This window comes from Streptomyces sp. cg36, assembly GCF_041080675.1.
Lineage (GTDB): Bacteria > Actinomycetota > Actinomycetes > Streptomycetales > Streptomycetaceae > Streptomyces.
Window position 1 is genome coordinate 2938241 of record NZ_CP163520.1, and the last position, 17221, is coordinate 2955461.

The 17221-nt window shown below is 73.1% G+C and carries 11 protein-coding genes; 7 read left to right on the forward strand and 4 right to left on the reverse strand.

The annotated features are described in order from the left end of the window. Positions 1-82: 82 nt before the first annotated feature. Both AB5J87_RS12945 and AB5J87_RS12950 read right to left on the reverse strand, forming a co-directional pair. Positions 83-2665, reverse strand: a complete 2583-nt coding sequence (locus AB5J87_RS12945; protein ID WP_369376669.1) for a GNAT family N-acetyltransferase — start codon at positions 2663-2665, stop codon at positions 83-85. A gap of 65 nt (positions 2666-2730) precedes the next feature. Next, positions 2731-4245, reverse strand: a complete 1515-nt coding sequence (locus AB5J87_RS12950) for a ricin-type beta-trefoil lectin domain protein (RefSeq protein WP_369376670.1) — start codon at positions 4243-4245, stop codon at positions 2731-2733. A gap of 107 nt (positions 4246-4352) precedes the next feature. Between AB5J87_RS12950 and AB5J87_RS12955 the strand changes: the two genes are divergently transcribed. From AB5J87_RS12955 to AB5J87_RS12965, 3 genes are all read left to right on the forward strand, one after another. After that, the gene (locus tag AB5J87_RS12955) at positions 4353-5744 is read left to right on the forward strand and encodes a class II fumarate hydratase (protein WP_369376672.1); all 1392 of its coding nucleotides are present in this window, start codon (positions 4353-4355) and stop codon (positions 5742-5744) included. Between the two features lie 70 nt (positions 5745-5814). Then, positions 5815-6489 carry a DUF402 domain-containing protein gene (locus AB5J87_RS12960; protein WP_369376674.1) on the forward strand — a complete coding sequence of 225 codons (675 nt, stop codon included), beginning with the start codon at positions 5815-5817 and terminating at the stop codon, positions 6487-6489. Between the two features lie 450 nt (positions 6490-6939). Beyond that, a complete protein-coding gene (locus AB5J87_RS12965; RefSeq protein ID WP_369383501.1) occupies positions 6940-8868 on the forward strand; it encodes a SpoIIE family protein phosphatase in 1929 nt (642 codons plus the stop codon). Between the two features lie 68 nt (positions 8869-8936). Here the strand turns inward: AB5J87_RS12965 and AB5J87_RS12970 are convergent, their stop codons facing one another. Beyond that, positions 8937-11348: a transglycosylase domain-containing protein gene (locus AB5J87_RS12970; protein WP_369376675.1), complete on the reverse strand. Its 2412-nt coding sequence runs from the start codon at positions 11346-11348 to the stop codon at positions 8937-8939. A gap of 267 nt (positions 11349-11615) precedes the next feature. On the opposite strand from AB5J87_RS12970, the gene AB5J87_RS12975 reads away from it, so the two are divergent. The 4 genes from AB5J87_RS12975 to AB5J87_RS12990 all read left to right on the forward strand — a co-directional run bounded on the left by AB5J87_RS12975 (position 11616) and on the right by AB5J87_RS12990 (position 15983). Next, entirely contained in the window at positions 11616-12362 is a 747-nt protein-coding gene (locus AB5J87_RS12975; protein WP_369376676.1) for an ABC transporter ATP-binding protein, read from the forward strand. Positions 12363-12424: 62 nt separating this feature from the next. Next, positions 12425-12949: a PadR family transcriptional regulator gene (locus AB5J87_RS12980; protein WP_369376677.1), complete on the forward strand. Its 525-nt coding sequence runs from the start codon at positions 12425-12427 to the stop codon at positions 12947-12949. Beyond that, on the forward strand, positions 12946-13638 hold the full coding sequence (locus AB5J87_RS12985) for an ABC transporter ATP-binding protein (protein WP_369376678.1): 693 nt from the start codon (positions 12946-12948) through the stop codon (positions 13636-13638). Before AB5J87_RS12980 ends, AB5J87_RS12985 begins: the two co-directional genes overlap by 4 nt. Further along, a complete protein-coding gene (locus AB5J87_RS12990; RefSeq protein ID WP_369376679.1) occupies positions 13635-15983 on the forward strand; it encodes an ABC transporter permease in 2349 nt (782 codons plus the stop codon). The genes AB5J87_RS12985 and AB5J87_RS12990 overlap by 4 nt, the downstream gene beginning before the upstream one ends. Before the next feature lie 200 nt (positions 15984-16183). Here the strand turns inward: AB5J87_RS12990 and AB5J87_RS12995 are convergent, their stop codons facing one another. Further along, positions 16184-17095 carry a hydrogen peroxide-inducible genes activator gene (locus tag AB5J87_RS12995; RefSeq protein ID WP_369383502.1) on the reverse strand — a complete coding sequence of 304 codons (912 nt, stop codon included), beginning with the start codon at positions 17093-17095 and terminating at the stop codon, positions 16184-16186. Between the last annotated feature and the right edge of the window lie 126 nt (positions 17096-17221).

Here is a 17221-nt window from a genome sequence, read left to right on the forward strand (position 1 = left end):
GTGCCCGCCTCCCCTTCGGCTGCGGGCCGTGCCCGCTTCTCGCGCCGTTCCCCGCGCCCCTTCGAAGGCCCTCCGGGCCTCTTCAGGGGCGCTTCCTCTCCAGGAACGCCAGGCGGGCCCTCTTCTCCGGTTTGGCCACCTCCTGGGCCAGCACGAAGCCCGACCGCACCATCCGCTCGATCGACTTCTCGTTGCGGACGTCGGGCTCCACCACGATGCGCAGGTGCGCCGGGTCCGCGAGGACGTAGGCGATCAGGTTGCTCATCAGGGTGCCCGTGAAGCCGGGGCGGGCGGGGCCGGGGGCGGGGGCCACCAGGATGTGGATGCCCACGTCGCCCGGCCTGACCTCGTAGCACTCCCCCAGCGGATCCGCCTCCGGCCGGTACGTCTGGAACAGCGCCACCGGCTCGTCGTCCAGCGTCACCAGGAACGCGTGGTGCGTGGCGAGCGAGTCGACGTACTCGTACGTCTCGCGCACCTGCTCCCGGCTCGCCCCGCGCATGCCCCAGAACTCGGCCCGCTCCTGCGTCACCCAGCCGTGGACGACGTCGAGGTCGGCCACCGGGTCCAGCGGACGGAGCCGGACCGTGCCGAACTCCGCGGCCTTGTGCTCGTAGACGTGTGCGCGCATCTCTCTCCTCAGCGCCTTCCAGTCGGTGGTCACCGGGGCCAGCGCGCCCGTCGTCCACAGCTCCAGCTGGTCGCGGTGGTGCGGGCTGTCCGGCGCGCCCGACGCGCCGAACGGCACCACCCACAGGCTGTCCTCGCGCCGCGACAGGTCCCAGACGTAACGGGCGGCCGGGCCCCGGGCGCTGAGGTGGGTCAGGCCCGGCACGCTGCTCGTGGACAGCACGCAGTCGTGGTCGCCCGCCAGACCCGGCCACTGGGCGGTGGCGTCCGGCAGCGCCTGCCAGGGCGCGAGCCGGTGCGCCTCGCCCCAGGTGCCGAACTCGCCCTCGGCGCCCGCCACTTCCTCCAGCGCGGCCCGCGCCTCGTGGGCCCGGTCGATCTCGGGCAGCATCCGGGTGGTCAGGACCGTCTCCAGGGCGTAGCCGATCCGGGGGGTGAGGGCCAGCCAGGGCAGGAACAGGTCGGGCAGGGAGGGGAGTTCGGCGAGCGGCTCGAAGGCGGGGTGGGCCGCGAGACGGCGTACGAGCGCCGCCCGTACGGTCGCGTACGCCAGCGCGTCCGCGGAGTCCGCCGCCATCCTGCGGTCCCAGCCGAGCAGCCGGTCCCGCAGTGCCGCCGCCGGTGGGGTGAGGTCCGGCAGGGCGGCGAGGAGGGCGAGCAGCGGGCGGGCCGACGCGAGGTGGGTGTCGGTGTGGATCGCGGACATCGCCCCGGGCGTCCAGGAGGTGGACGACTCCAGGAGCGCGGCGATGCGGTCCGCCCGGTACGGCGGGGCGAACTCCACGCCCAGGGGCGCCGCCAGGCCCCGCTGGTTGGCCATCACGGCCGTCCCGCGCACCTCGGCGCGCGGCATGGGCGCCCAGCCGGTCCACTCGTGGCCGTCCTCCCAGGCCGCCACCACGCGGACGCGGTTGGTGGCGTGCCGCAGCGGTACGCGTCCGGCGACGCGGTGCAGCGTCCCGCCCGCGGTGTCGGCGGCCTGGACGACGTTGACCGGCTCCACCCAGTGGTCGAAGGCGCGGTCCACGTCCTCGGCGGTGGTGGCCCGCAGCAGCGCGGGCAGCGCGGCGAAGCCGATGTCGGCGGTGACGCGCGGGGGGTAGCGCAGGCTGACGGCGTCGGACGCGTCGGGGCCGCCGATGACCACCGGGCCCCGGTCGGTCTCGATGACCTCGACGGTGACCGGGGCCGCCCCCGCCACCTCGATCGTCTCGGTGTGGGCGGCGGCGGGGCGCCAGCCGTCGGGGCCGAGCGCGCTCACGCCGTCGTCGCCGCGGCGCAGGCGTTCGCGGTAGAGGTCCTGGTAGTCGGCCATGGCGTTGGTGATGGCCCAGGCGGCCTTGCCGGTGTGGCCGAAGTGGCCGATGCCGGGTACGCCGGGGACGGCCAGGCCGACGACGTCGAACTCGGGGCAGGAGAGCCGGATCTGCTGGTAGACGCCCGGGTCCTCGATGAAGCGGTGCGGGTCGCCCGCGATGAGGGCGGCGCCGGTGGCGGTGTGCTCGCCGGTGACCAGCCAGCCGTTGGAGCCGGAGGTGCCGGGGCCGTCGGTGGCGAAGAGCTCGACCGCGCCCGCGCCGAGGGCGGCGACGGCGCGTTCGCGCCAGAGCTTGGTGGGGAAGCCCGCGAAGAGGATGTGGGTGGAGATCCAGACGCCGAGCGGGGTCCAGGGCTCCCAGCGCCCGGGGGCCAGGCCGGTGGCGCCGAAGCCGGGCCCGTCCGCGGCGGTGGCGGCGAGGCCCTCGTTGACCCCGTCCACGTACGCCGTGACCCAGTCGGCCGTCTCGTCGTCCAGCGCCTCGAAGCACCGGCGGGCGGTGTCGGCGAGCCGGGCCCGGCGGGCGAAGCGGTCCCAGCCGACGGCGTCGGGGCCGAGGAAGGCGGCCGTGGTGCCCTGCACCCGGTGCCGTTCCCCCTCGATCTGCCAGCCGCGGTCGGCGGCGGCGTTGCGGCCCTGGGCCCGGGCCAGCTCGCGGGCGTCGCCCGCCCGCAGATGCGGGATGCCCCGGCTGTCGCGAAAGACCTCGGCGCTCACGCCCGATCCCCTCCCTGTAAGTTAGGACAGCCTAACCTAAAGGGAGGGGGCTTGTGCGGAGGGTGTCACGCGAAGCGCTGGGCCGCCGAGCCGTCGCAGGGGCGCAGGGTCAGCGGGTCCTTGGCCGCCGCCAGCGTGGCGCACAGACCGGTGGCCGCCGCCGGGCGCAGGGTGGAGCCGTCGCGCACGAACTCCTGGTTGGCCCCGCCGTGGCAGTTCCAGATGATCAGCTTCGCCCCGGCCGAGTACTTCGCGGCGGGCACGTCCAGGCAGCGGTCCTGGGTGAGCTGGGTGTGCAGCGACCTGCGGGCGCCGTCGTACCACCAGCCCTGGTTCCGGCCGCCGTGGCAGTCCCAGCCGATGACGGCCGTGTTGTTGGCGCTGGAGGCGCCAGTTACGTCCAGACAGCTGCCGGTCGAGGCGCTCCGCAGCGGCTGGTACGCGTCGTCCCAGGCGAGCGGGTAGAGCACCGGCGAGCCGGTGGAGGCCGGGTCCGCGCAGCTCGCCTCGCGCAGCCCCGAGTCGTAGATCTGGGTGAGGCAGGAGGCGAAGGCGCCGTGGCCCCGGTAGTTGGGGTGGAAGGACTGGCGGACCGAGTTGGAGTCCGGCAAGCCCGGCTTGGAGAGGTCGATGTAGAGGCCGCGCGCCCAGGTGTCCTCCATGCACACCTCGTGGCCGTTGAAGAGCCGCGAGTTGTCGAGGAAGACCGCGCCGGTGTCGGCCGCCGCCTTGCGCATCCCGCGCTCGAAGGCGGGCACGGCGGTGTCGCGGCCCCAGACGGTGTCGGAGTCGTAGCCGAGGCCGCCGCAGACCAGCTTGCCGGGGAAGTCCGGGTTGTCGTGGAAGTCGGGGCCGATCGGGCTCGGGTAGCCCATGACGACGAGCTTGTAGTCGCCGTCGGCGTACCCGGCGTCGCGCATCACGGTCTTCAGGTCGTTGACGGTCGCCTCGACCTTGGGCACCAGGCCGTCCACCCGGGCCTGCCAGCCGGGCGCGTACTTGGACTCGCACGGGCCCTGGAGCAGCAGGTACCGCTCCACGCAGTCGGTCATCACCGGCCCGAACTGGAGGTCGTCGTTGGCCCCGGCGACCAGCAGCACCATCTTGATGCGGGTGTTGCGGGCCTTGATGGCGAGGCTGTCGCTCTGGACCAGCTCGTCGGCGTACTGCTTGGTGCCGCCTATCCGGATGTTGCCGGTGTAGGCGCCCGAACAAGCCACGTTGTACGTCTCGTCGGCGGGAATGCCGGTGCGGTGGATCGCGGAGTCCGGCGCCCGGTGGCACCAGTTGTCGGGGCCGTTGGTGCCGGCCTCGTAGGTGCCGACGCCCTCGCCGGAGATCTCGCTGTCGCCGAGCGAGATCAGCCCGGTCCTGCGCTGGTCCATGGGCCGCTCGGCGGAATCCCCGTACAGCTTGAGCGCCTCGGCGGCGCGGATCTTCTCCAGCTCGGGCGGCAGGGGGGTGGACTGTACCGTCGCGGCCGGTGCGGCCGTGGCCGTCGCCGTCATGCCGCCGAACGCGGCCGCCGCGGCCACGGCGGCCGCGAACGTCCCGCGAAGTCTGTGCCTGGTGCGCCTCATTGCGCCTCCCCGGTGATGAGTTACCACCGGTATTTACTGGCCGGTAAGGCTCATTGGGAATAGCTGGGACAAGACAACTGCTCACCTTTTTGAGGAGGTTCAAGGACATGAACGACAGCGAGTACCGCGTCGAGCACGACTCCATGGGCGAGGTGCGGGTCCCCGCGCACGCCAAGTGGCGGGCCCAGACGCAGCGGGCGGTGGAGAACTTCCCCGTCTCCGGGCAGCGCCTGGAGCGCGCCCACATCGAGGCGCTGGCCAGGATCAAGGCCGCCGCGGCGAGGGTCAACGCCGAACTCGGCGTCCTGGACGAGGACATCGCGAAGGCGGTGCGGGAGGCGGCCGAGGAGGTCGCCGGCGGGCGCTGGGACGAGCACTTCCCGGTCGACGTCTTCCAGACCGGCTCGGGCACCTCCTCGAACATGAACATGAACGAGGTCGTGGCGACCCTGGCGAGCGAGCGGCTGGGCCGGGACGTCCACCCCAACGACCACGTCAACGCCTCGCAGTCGTCCAACGACGTCTTCCCCTCCTCCATCCACATCGCCGCCACCGCCGCCGTCACCGCCGAGCTGATCCCGGCCCTGGAGCACCTGGCCGCGGCGCTGGAGCGCAAGGCGGCCGAGTTCGCGGACGTGGTCAAGTCGGGGCGCACGCACCTGATGGACGCCACCCCCGTCACCCTGGGCCAGGAGTTCGGCGGCTACGCGGCGGCCATGCGGTACGGCGTGGAGCGGCTGCGCGCCTCGCTCCCCCGCCTCGCCGAGCTGCCGCTGGGCGGCACCGCCGTGGGGACCGGCATCAACACCCCGCCCGGGTTCTCCGCCGCCGTGATCGCCGAGGTCGCCCGGGCCACCGGCCTGCCGCTCACCGAGGCCCGCGACCACTTCGAGGCGCAGGGCGCCCGCGACGGCCTGGTGGAGACCTCCGGCCAGCTGCGCACCATCGGCGTCTCGCTCACCAAGATCTCCAACGATCTGCGCTGGATGGCGTCCGGGCCGCGCACGGGACTGGCCGAGATCTCCCTGCCCGACCTCCAGCCGGGCTCCTCGATCATGCCCGGCAAGGTCAACCCGGTGATCCCGGAGGCCGTGCTGATGGTCGCCGCCCAGGTGACCGGCAACGACGCCACGGTGGCGGCGGCGGGCGCGGCCGGCAACTTCGAGCTGAACGTGATGCTCCCGGTGATCGCCAAGAACCTGCTGGAGTCGGTGCGGCTGCTCGCCAACGCCTCCCGGCTGCTCGCGGACCGCACCGTCGACGGGATCACCGCCCACCGCGAACGGGCCCGGGAGTACGCGGAGTCCTCGCCGTCGGTCGTCACCCCGCTCAACAAGTACATCGGGTACGAGGAGGCCGCCAAGGTCGCCAAGAAGTCGCTGGCCGAGCGGAAGACGATCCGCGAAGTGGTCCTGGAGGGCGGTTACGTGGAGCGCGGCGACCTCACCGAGGCGCAGCTCGACGAGGCGCTGGACGTGCTGCGGATGACCAGGCCGTGAGCGCGGGCCGGGGCCGCCGGCCGTGATGTGGGTCGCAGCGCGGTCTTGACCGTGCTCCTAAGATCTGCGCATGACAGGTACCGGAGGCATGCACCACTGGGCGCCGGGGGACCAGATCCTCTGGCGCTACCGCGACAATGCCCCGGGCCCGGCGAACCGCGTGCACATCTGCCGCCCGGTCACCGTCGTCCGGGACACCGCCGAGCTGCTCGCCGTGTGGATGGCGCCGGGCACCGAGTGCGTCAAGCCGGTGCTCGCCGACGGCACCCCGGTGCACGAGGAGCCGCTGGCCACCCGGTACACCGCCCCGCGCACCACCGAGCGCGCGCGGTGGTTCGGCACCGGGGTCCTCAAGCTGGCGCGGCCGGACGAGCCCTGGTCGGTGTGGCTGTTCTGGGAACGGGGCTGGCGCTTCAAGAGCTGGTACGTGAACCTGGAGGAGCCGCGTACGCGGTGGTCGGGCGGGGTCGACTCCGAGGACCACTTTCTCGACATCTCCGTCTATCCGGACCGCAGTTGGCAGTGGCGGGACGAGGACGAGTTCGCGCAGGCCCAGCGCGTGGGCCTGCTGGACCCGGCCCGGGCCCGGCGGGTGCGGGCGGCCGGGGCGGCGGCGGTCGAGGTGATCCGGGCGTGGGGCGGGCCGTTCGCGGACGGGTGGGAGCAGTGGCGGCCCGATCCGCGGTGGCCGGTTCCGGCGCTTCCGGCGGACTGGGATCGCACCCCGGCGCATATGCCGTCGTGAGACCCTTGATGCGCCCCCGGGGTTCAAACGTAGGATCGTCCTCCGCAAGGCTGCGCATCGGCAACGAGGGAACCCAGGGCGCAAATTGACCGTATGTCACCTCAAGGGGGGTCGAGACGTGACCGGTGCCGCGGCCGCATCGCGTACGGGGCGTGCCCCGCGCCCCGCGCGCGCCCTGAACGGCCCGCCGATGGGTATACCGCACGCAGCGACTTCCTCGCGCATCCCTGCCCTGCCTCCAGCACGGTGGATGTCTCACTCCGGACGGACGGAACCCGACGCGTGACGGAGCACCAGCCCACTTCGCACGAGAGCCGGCACCACGAGCACCACGCCCGGCCTCCAGAGGCGGCCCGCCCGCGCCCGGACGACCCGGGCGCGGGCTCCGCCGCGCACTCCGCCGCGTCCCAGGCCGGCCCCGCGGTGCCCGCCGCCGCCCGGCACGGCTCGGTGCGCGCGGCCACCGCCTCCGTCCCCGGCCAGCCCGAGCCCGGCTCCCGGGACCTCGCGCGGGACCTGGGCGCGGCGGGAGCCGCCGGTGCGACGGGGCTGCCCGGCCGCCCCGAGCGGACCCCGGGCGACGGCTCCCCGGGCGGTCCGGGCGCCGGAGCGCCCGGCGGCGACGGCTCGGGCGGCACGCCGGGCGGCGGGGACGGCGCGGCCGTGGCCCGGCGCGAGGGCGACCGGCTACGGTTCGTGGGCGCGGCGACCCGCCGGATCGCCCGCGGCATAGACCTCGACGAGATCGTGCTCGGACTGTGCCGGGCCACCGTCCCGACCTTCTCGGACGCGATACTCGTGCACCTGCGCGACCCGCTGCCCGTCGGGGACGAGCGGCCCGCGAGCCCCTTCGTGCTGCGGCTGCGCCGGACCGACCGGCTGCGTTTAGTCGACGAGTCGCTGCAGGAGCCGGAGGCGATCGACGCCCTGTCCCTGCTGAACGCCCAGACCGACCTGACCCCGGCCGCCGAGCTCTGCGAGGTGCGCACCGGCGGCGCCCTCGCCGAGGTGCTGCGCGGGGTCCGGCCGGTCTTCGGCGACTCCGTGCCCGCCCGCCTCGCGCTGGCCGAGCTGCTCGGCCCCGACCGTCCGGTGCCCGGCGGCCACCGGACGATACTCGCCCCGCTCCGGGGGCGGCGGCGCGTGATCGGCGCCGCCGTGTTCGTGCGCGGTCTGGAGCGGCCCGCCTTCGAGGCCAACGACCTGCTGGTGGCCGCCCAGCTGGCCACGCACACCGCGCTCGGCATCGACAAGGCGGTGCTGTACGGGCGCGAGGCGTACATCGCGGACGAGCTCCAGCGCACCATGCTGCCGGACTCGCTGCCGCAGCCCACCGGCGTACGGCTGGCCTCGCGCTATCTGCCGGCCGCCGAGACCGCCCGGGTCGGCGGCGACTGGTACGACGCGATCCCGCTGCCCGGCAGCCGGGTCGCCCTGGTCGTCGGCGACGTCATGGGCCACTCCATGACCTCGGCCGCGATCATGGGCCAGCTGCGCACCACCGCGCAGACGCTGGCCGGGCTCGACCTGCCGCCGCAGGAGGTGCTGCACCACCTCGACGAGCAGGCCCAGCGGCTCGGCACCGACCGCATGGCCACCTGCCTGTACGCGGTGTACGACCCGGTGGCCCACCGCATCACCATCGCCAACGCGGGCCATCCGCCGCCGGTGCTGCTGCACCTGGGCGGGCGCGCGGAGGTGCTGCGGGTGCCGCCGGGCGCGCCGATCGGCGTCGGCGGGGTCGACTTCGAGGCGGTCGAGCTGGACGCCCCGGCGGGCGCCACCCTGCTGCTGTACACGGACGGCCTGGTGGAGTCCCGGCTGCGGGACGTGTGGACCGGCATCGAGCAGCTGCGCGAGCGGCTCGCCGCCACCGCCCAGCTGACCGGCCCGGACCACTCGCCGCCCCTGGAGGCGCTCTGCGACGACGTCCTGGACATGCTGGGGCCCGGCGACCGGGACGACGACATCGCGCTGCTCGCCGCCCGCTTCGACGGGATCGCGCCGAGCGACGTGGCGTACTGGTTCCTGGACCCGGAGGACTCGGCCCCCGGCCGGGCCCGCCGCCTGGCGCGGCGCGCCCTGGACCGCTGGGGCCTTGAGGAGCTCACCGACTCGGTGGAGCTGCTGGTCAGCGAGGTGGTCACCAACGCCGTGCGGTACGCGGAGCGCCCGGTGACCCTGCGGCTGCTCAAGACGGACGTCCTGCGCTGCGAGGTCGGCGACGACTCGCCGCAGCTGCCGCGCCAGCGGCGGGCCCGGGACACCGACGAGGGCGGCCGGGGCCTGTTCCTGGTGAACCGGTTGGCCAGGCGGTGGGGCGCGACCCGGCTGTCGGGCGGCAAGGTCGTCTGGTTCGAACTGCCCACCCGCCCCTGAGAGTCCGCGAAGGAGTCGGCCCCCCACCCCGGACGGGGTGGGGGCCGACTCCTTGCCACGGGCCGGGGCTACGGCGTCTCGCCGCCGCCCTGGATGGTGCCCTGGGTGGTGCCGCCGTCGGCCGCGCCGCCGGTCGGGTTGCCCCCGGTCTGGCCGCCGGTCGGGTTGCCGCCCGTCTGACCGCCGGTCGGGTTGCCCCCGGTCTGGCCCCCGTTGGTCTGGCCGCCGTTCGTCTGACCGCCGTTGGTCTGGCCGCCGTTGCCGGTCTGACCACCGGTCGTCGGGTTGCCGGTGGTGCCCCCGGTCGTCGGCGGCTTCGGCGGGTTCTTCGTCGGCGTGTGCGTCGGCGACTTGGACGGGGTGCGCGAGGGGGTGTGGCTGGGCGTGTTGGACGGGGTGCCCGACGGCGTGGTCACCGGCGGCTCGTCCTTCTGCTTGGCCGCGCCCTGGTCGGTGTCCAGGTCGAACTCGGAGTCGTCGCTGCCGACCGCGTCGAAGGTGTACGCGGCCCAGATCTTCGCCGGGATCGCGCCACCGTTGATGCGGCCGTGGGCGGGACCGTCGTTGCCGGTGGCACCCGCGATGCTCACCTGGCCGCCCTTGGGCACCGTGTGCCCGTCCACCTGGCGCGCCTCGGCGGCCTCGCCCCACAGGCCGACCGAGGTCACCAGCGAGGGCGTGTACCCGGTGAACCAGGCCGACTTGTTGTCGTCGGAGGTACCGGTCTTGCCCGCCACCGGCTGCCCGTCGCGGTTGTCGGCGTCCCGGACCGACCCCTTGGCCGTACCGTCGTCGACCACGCCGGTGAGCACCGAGGTGACGGCGTCGGCCGCGTCCCGGCTGATCACCTGGTCGCCGATCGGGTCCGGCTTGTTGTACTTGGCCACCTTGTGCTGGGCCGACTGCACGATGGACGGCGTGATCTTCTTGCCGTGGTTGTCCAGCGTGGCGTACGCGCCGGCCATCTCCATCGGGCTGGCGCCGTAGGAGCCCAGGGTCATGGCGGGCTCGGCGCCGACGCCCTTCATGTGGTTGAGGCCGAGCGACACGGCCGTGTCCCGCAGCTTCGGCAGCCCGACGTCCACGCCCATCTGGGCGAAGACGCTGTTGACGGACTTGTTCATGGCCGTCTGGACGGTGATCGGGCCGTAGCTCTGGTCGTCCTCGTTGGGGGGCGCGTAGCCCTTGCCGCCGTCACCCTTCACCGGGCGCTTGTTGTCGCCGTTGTAGATGGTGTTGGCGCGGATCTCCTTGCCGTCCTGCGTCTCGGCCTTCTCGTTGAGCGCGGCGGCCAGGATGAGGGGCTTGAAGGTCGAGGCGGGCTGGTAGGTCGCCGTGGTGGCGTTGCTGATCTGGTGCTTCATGTAGTCCTGGCCGCCGTACAGCGCGACGACCGCACCGGTCTTGGGGTCCACCGAGACGGCGCCCGCCTGGATGTCCTGGTCGACCTTGCGCTTCTTCTTGTCCAGCTTGCTGGTGAGCTCCTGCTTCACCGAGTCCTCAAGGAGCTTCTGCTTCTTGGGGTCGATGTTGAGGGTGATCGTCCAGCCGCCCTTGGCGAGGTCCGACTCGCTGATGCCGTTGCGGATCAGCTCGGCCTTGGCCGCCTGGACCAGGTAGCCGGTCTGGCCCTCCATGCCCGGGTCGGGCTTGGGCTCGATCGGGGTCGGGAACTTCATCCCGGCCCGCTGGGCCGCGTCGAGCTCCTTCATCTTGACCATGTTGTCGAGCACGTAGTTCCAGCGCGCCGTCACCAGCCGCTTGCCGGTCGGCGAGGCCACCGCCCAGTCGTACTGGCTGGGCGCCTGGAGCAGCGCCGCCAGATAGGCGCCCTGCTCGACGGTGAGCTTGGTGGAGTCGACCCCGTAGTACGCCTGCGCCGCGGCCTGGATGCCGTACGCGTTGCGGCCGTAGAAGCTGGTGTTGATGTACCCGGCCAGGATCTCCTTCTTGTCGTACTTCTGGTCGACCTTGAGGGAGATCACCAGCTCCTTGAGCTTGCGGGTGACCGTCTGGTCCTGGCTCAGGTAGAAGTTCTTGACGTACTGCTGGGTGATGGTCGAGCCACCCTGCTTGCCCTTGCCGGAGAGCGTGTTCAGCAGACCTCGGGCGGTGCCCTTGAAGTCGACGCCGGAGTCCTTGTAGAAGGACATGTTCTCGGCGGCGACGAAGTCGAGCTGGACCTTCTCGGGGATCTTGTCGAGCCCGACGACCTCGCGGTTGAGCTGTCCGGTCCGCGCGATGATCTTGCCGTTGGCGAGCTTGTAGACGTTGCTCTCCATCTTGGCCTGGGCGTTCGCCTCCGGGATCGGCGTCATCAGATAGATGACGTAGAAGCCGCCCATTCCGAGCAGGACGAGCCCGAAGAAGGTGCCGAGCATCTTCTTCCAGGTGAAGAGCCTGCGTATCCGCCCGCCCTTCGTCTGCTTGGTCCGGCGCGCACCGCGCTGCCGGGCCCGCCGCTCTTCCGCTCGGCCCATAACCTCAGTCGCTCGCCTTCTTGACTCGCCAGATCAGCAGATCAGCTCAGAAAAGTAACACCGCATGCGGGGACAAAGGCGATCCGATCACGTCTTTTCCGCACGTGAGAATGAGCACCCGACCCATGGGAACCGACTGTCAAAACCGCTCAAGGGTTGCCAGAACCCTGGATCCTGCCCGATTTTGCCTAGGAATGTCATGGTCCAGCGTCCACTATTCACCAGGGGTATACACACCGCGTATACCTAGTGCGTATAGTCCTCCCCATGTCACTCGGCTCCTCACTCGGCCCGTCGCCCGGCTCCTCCCCCGCGCCGCTGCTCCACGCACGGGGGCTGCGCAAGACCTTCGGCGCCACGCCCGCGCTCGACGGCGCGGACTTCGCCATCGCGCCCGGCGAGGTCGTCGCCGTCATGGGCCCCTCCGGCTCCGGCAAGTCCACGCTGCTGCACTGCCTCGCCGGGATCGTCCCGCCCGACGAGGGGACCATCACCTACGACGGCCGCGAACTGACCGCGCTCAACGACGTGGGCCGCTCCGCGCTGCGCCGCCGGGAGTTCGGGTTCGTCTTCCAGTTCGGCCAGCTGGTGCCCGAGCTGACCTGCGCGGAGAACGTGGCGCTGCCGCTGGACCTCGACGGACGCGGTCGCCGGGACGCGCGGCGGTCGGCCCTCGAATGGCTGGAGCGGCTCGGGGTCGCCGAGATCGCCCGCCGCCGCCCCGACGAGGTCTCCGGCGGCCAGGGCCAGCGCGTCGCCGTGGCCCGCGCCCTGGTCACCTCGCCCCGGGTCGTCTTCGCCGACGAGCCGACCGGCGCCCTGGACTCCCTCAGCGGCGAACTGGTGATGCGGCTCTTCACCGAGGCCGCCCGGGACACCGGCGCGGCCGTCGTCCTGGTCACCCACGAGGCCCGGGTCGCCGCCTACTCCGACCGCGAGATCACCGTCCGCGACGGCAAGTCGCGCGATCTGTCCCTGCTCACCGCCACCACCGGCGCGGGTACCGGCCGATGAACCGCCCGGCCCAGGGCGACCGCCCGGCCGACGCAGAACCATCCAGCAGAAAGGCACAGCGCATGTCCATCGGCCACACCCTCCTCGGACTCCTTGAGTCGGGCCCACGCCATGGGTACGACCTCAAGCGCGCCTTCGACGAGAAGTTCGGGCACGACCGCCCGCTGCACTACGGGCAGGTCTACTCGACCATGTCGAGACTGCTGAAGAACGGCCTCGTCGAGGTCGACGGCGTGGAGGCGGGCGGCGGGCCCGAGCGCAAGCGGTACGCCATCACCGAGGCCGGGATCACCGATGTGGAGACCTGGCTGAAGCAGCCGGAGAAGCCCGAGCCGTACCTCCAGTCGACGCTCTACACCAAGGTCGTCCTCGCCCTGCTCACCGGCCGCAGCGCCGGGGACCTGCTGGACACCCAGCGGGCCGAGCACCTGCGGCTGATGCGCATCCTGACCGACCGCAAGCGCCGCGGCGACCTCTCCGACCAGCTGATCTGCGACCACGCCCTGTTCCACCTGGAGGCCGACCTGCGCTGGCTCGAACTGACCGCCGCCCGCCTCGACCAGCTCGCCACGGAGGTGCGCACATGACGCCCAACGGCTCCCTGCTCCTCGCCAAGGACCTGCGCAAGGCGTACGGTCCGACGCCCGCGCTCGACGGCGCCGAGTTCTCCATCCACCCCGGCGAGGTCGTCGCCGTCATGGGCCCCTCCGGCTCCGGCAAGTCGACGCTGCTGCACTGCCTCGCGGGGATCGTCACGCCCGACTCCGGCACCATCGTCTACAACGGCCGCGAGCTGTCGGCCATGAAGGACGCCGAGCGCAGCGCGCTGCGCCGCAGCGAGTTCGGGTTCGTGTTCCAGTTCGGCCAGCTGGTGCCCGAGCTGACCTGTGTGGAGAACGTGGCGCTGCCGCTGCGGCTGACCGGGGTGCGGCGCAAGGAGGCCGAGCGCACGGCCCTGTCGTGGATGGAGCGCCTGGAGGTCGACGACCTCGGCGGCAAGCGCCCCGGCGAGGTCTCCGGCGGCCAGGGCCAGCGCGTGGCGGTGGCCCGCTCGCTGGTCACCTCGCCCCGGGTGCTCTTCGCCGACGAGCCGACCGGCGCCCTGGACTCGCTCAACGGCGAGCGGGTGATGCAGCTGCTCACCGAGGCCGCCCGGTCCACCAACGCGGCCGTCGTCCTGGTCACCCACGAGGCCCGGGTCGCCGCCTATTCCGACCGCGAGATCGTCGTACGCGACGGCAAGTCGCGCGACATGATGCTGGAGCACTCCGTATGACCACGTCCCGCAGGAACCGGCTCCGCGATCTCGCGCTCGGCGCCAGGTTCGCCCTCACCGGCGGGCGCGAGGGCTGGACGCGGACGCTGATGACCGCGATCGGCGTCGGGCTCGGCGTGGCGCTGCTGCTGGCGACCACCGCCCTGCCGGGCGCGCTGTCCGCCCGCGACGCCCGCGACAACGCCCGCAACGACTTCGGGGCCGGGAGGGACGTGTCGGCCGCCGCCGACACCATGCTGCTCGCCCGCACCGACACCGTCTTCGGCGACGAGGACATCCGGGGCCGGCTGGTCCAGCCCGAGGGCGACCGGGCGCCGGTGCCGCCGGGGCTGAAGAAGCTGCCCGCGCCCGGCACCATGGTGGTCTCGCCCGATCTGCGGCACCTGCTGGAGTCGCCCGGCGGCAAGCTGCTGCGCGAGCGCATCCCGTACCGGATCGCCGGGACGATCGGGGACGCCGGACTGCTCGGCCCGCACGAATACGCGTACTACGCGGGCAGCGACGCCCTCAAGGACCGGATGAAGCTCGGCACCGACCAGGGGGACGTCCAGCGGATCAAGGACTTCCCCGAGAAGAAGGCCGACGAACCGATCGATCCGATCCTGGCGCTGCTGATCGTGATCATCTTCGTGGTGCTGCTGCTGCCGGTGGCGGTCTTCATCGCGGCGGCCGTCCGCTTCGGCGGCGAGCGGCGCGACCGGCGCCTGGCCGCGCTGCGCCTGGTCGGCGCGGACAGCAGGATGACCCGCTGGATCGCGGCCGGTGAGGCGCTGGCGGGCTCGGTCCTGGGCCTCGGGTTCGGCACGGTGTTCTTCCTGATCGCCCGTCAGTACGTGGGCGAGGTCACCGTCGCCCGGCTCAACGTCTTCCCCGCCGACCTCGACCCGAGCCTGGGCCTCGCGCTCCTGGTGGGCGCGGCCGTGCCCGCCGCGGCCGTCGGCGTCACCCTGCTCGCGCTGCGCGGAGTGGTCATCGAACCGCTGGGCGTGGTGCGCACCTCGGTGCCGCGCCGGCGCCGGCTGTGGTGGCGGGTGCTGCTGCCGCTGGTCGGACTCGGGCTGCTGGTGCCGATGTTCGACAAGGGCCGCAACCGGGGCTTCTACAACCAGACGCAGGTCATCAGCGGTACGGTCCTGCTGCTCATCGGCGTCACCGCGCTGCTGCCGTGGCTGATCGAGACCGTGGTGGCACGGCTCGGCGGGGGCGGGGTGAGCTGGCAACTGGCCGTCCGCAGGCTCCAGCTGACCTCCGGCTCGGCCGCGCGCCTGGTGAACGGGATCGCGGTGGCGGTCGCCGGGGCGATCGCGCTCCAGATGATGCTCAGCGGCATCGAGGGCGACTACGTGACGTCGAGCGGCGAGGACACCGCCCGGGCCCAGATGGTCGTCCCGGTGTCCGCGAACCTGTCGGCGGCCGAACAGGCCCGCCGGGAGCAGAACCTGCGGTCCGTGCCGGGCGTGACCGGCACCACCACCCTGGGCTACACGGGCCTCGGCGAACGCGCCAAGAACCCGCAGCACTTCATCGAGATGGCCGTCGGCGACTGCCGGGCCCTGCGCGAAGTGGGCGAACTGCCCTCGTGCAAGGACGGCGACGTGTTCGTCACCGTCGGCGGCGAGTTCGGCCAGGAGGGCGCGGAGCCGGGCGCGAAGCTCTACTTCGACCCGACGTACGAGGGCGACGACCGCCGGCACGCGACGACCCCGTACACGGTGCCGCGTGACGCCCGTACGGTCCAGGCCCGGGAGGACCCGCTGGGCACCAAGCGCGGCGGCCTGCTGGCCACGCCCGGCGCCCTGAAGAAGATCGCCCAGCCGCGGATCGGCTACACGACGTTCGTGAACACGAAGGCGGGCGACCCGCACGTGACGGACCGGGTGCTCAACGCGGCCTGGGCGGACGACCCGTACACGACCGCGCGGGCGCTCAACGACAGCAAGACGGCGGTGAAGTTCGCCGGGGTGCGGCGCGGCCTCTACATCGGCGCGGCGGCCGTGCTGATGCTGATCGGCACCAGTCTGCTGGTGTCGATGCTGGAGCAGCTGCGCGAACGCCGGAAGCTGCTCTCCTCGCTGGTCGCCTTCGGCACCCGGCGGGCCACCCTCAGCTGGTCGATCCTGTGGCAGACGGCGGTCCCGGTGGCGCTGGGCCTGGTCCTGGCGACCGGGGTGGGCCTGGGCCTGGGCGCGGTGCTGCTGCGGATGGTGGGCCGCGGCGTCCACGTCGACTGGCCGTCGGTGGCGGGCATGGTGGGCATCGGCGGCGGAGTGGTGCTCCTGGTGACGGCCCTGTCGCTGCCGCCGCTGTGGCGCCTGATGCGGCCGGACGGGCTGCGCACGGAGTAGTACGGAAACGGGGGCGGGGCCGAAAGGCCCCGCCCCCACCGCGTGGGCCCGCCCCACCGCGTGGGCCCGCCCCACCGCGTGGCCCCGCCCCACCGCGTGGGCCCGCCCCACCAGGTGGGCCAGCCCTGCCTCGCGGGCCCGCCCCGCTCCGGGGGCGCGCACTGTCCCGCGGGCCGTGTCCTGCCTCGCGGGCCGCGCCCTCACTCCGTGGGCCGCACCGGCAGTACGCCGAGCGCGTCCCGCAGCGCCCCCGCGAACTCCTCGAACTCCTCCTGGCGGGCCGCGCCCGAGCGGATGGCGAGGGCGACCCGGCGGGACGGGGCCGGGCCCGCGAAGTACCCGGTGACGAGGCTGTCGTTGCGGCCCGTCTCGACCTGCACCGCCGTGCGCGGCAGCAGCGTCACGCCGAGGCCCCCGGCGACCAGCTGGACCAGCGTGGACAGGCCCGCCGCCGTGGTGGTGACGGCCGCGCCCTCCTCGCGCCCGGCCTCCCGGCAGATGTCCAGCGCCTGGTCGCGCAGGCAGTGGCCCTCGTCGAGCAGCAGCAGGTCCAGCTCGCGCAGCGCCTCGCGCGGAATGTCGGCGCGCCCGCCCAGCCAGTGCTCGCGCGGCATCACCAGGACGAAGTCCTCGTCGAAGAGCGGGAGTTCGGTGACCTGGGGCGCCCCCAGCGGCACGGCGAGCAGCAGCGCGTCCAGCCGCCCGGCGGCGAGCCCGTCGAGCAGCGAGGACGTCTGCTCCTCGTGGACCTGGAGGTCCAGCTCCGGGTACCTGTCGTGGACGAGCCGCAGTACCGTCGGCAGCAGGTACGGCGCCACGGTCGGGATCACCCCGAGCCGCAGCACCCCGGTGAAGGGCGCCCGTACGGCCTCGGCCTCCTCCAGGAGCGAGCCGACGGCGTCCAGGACCGCCTTGGCCCGCACCGCGAGCCGCTCCCCGGCGGGCGACAGGAAGACCCGGCGCGTGGTGCGCTCCAGGAGCTGCACCCCGAGCGTCTCCTCCAGCGCCGAGACCGCGCCGGAGAGCGCGGGCTGGCTCATGCCGATGGCCGCCGCCGCGTCCCGGAAGTGCAGGTGCTCGGCCACGGCCGCGAACGCCCGCAGCTGGGCCAGGCTGGGCTGTTTCGCGGGCCGGACCGGCCCCCGTACCGTCCGGTGGCCACCGGACGGGGCCGCCGCGCCGCCCGCACCACTATGTACGCCCACTGATAAGCACCTCCGATCACGATGACCGAGTCT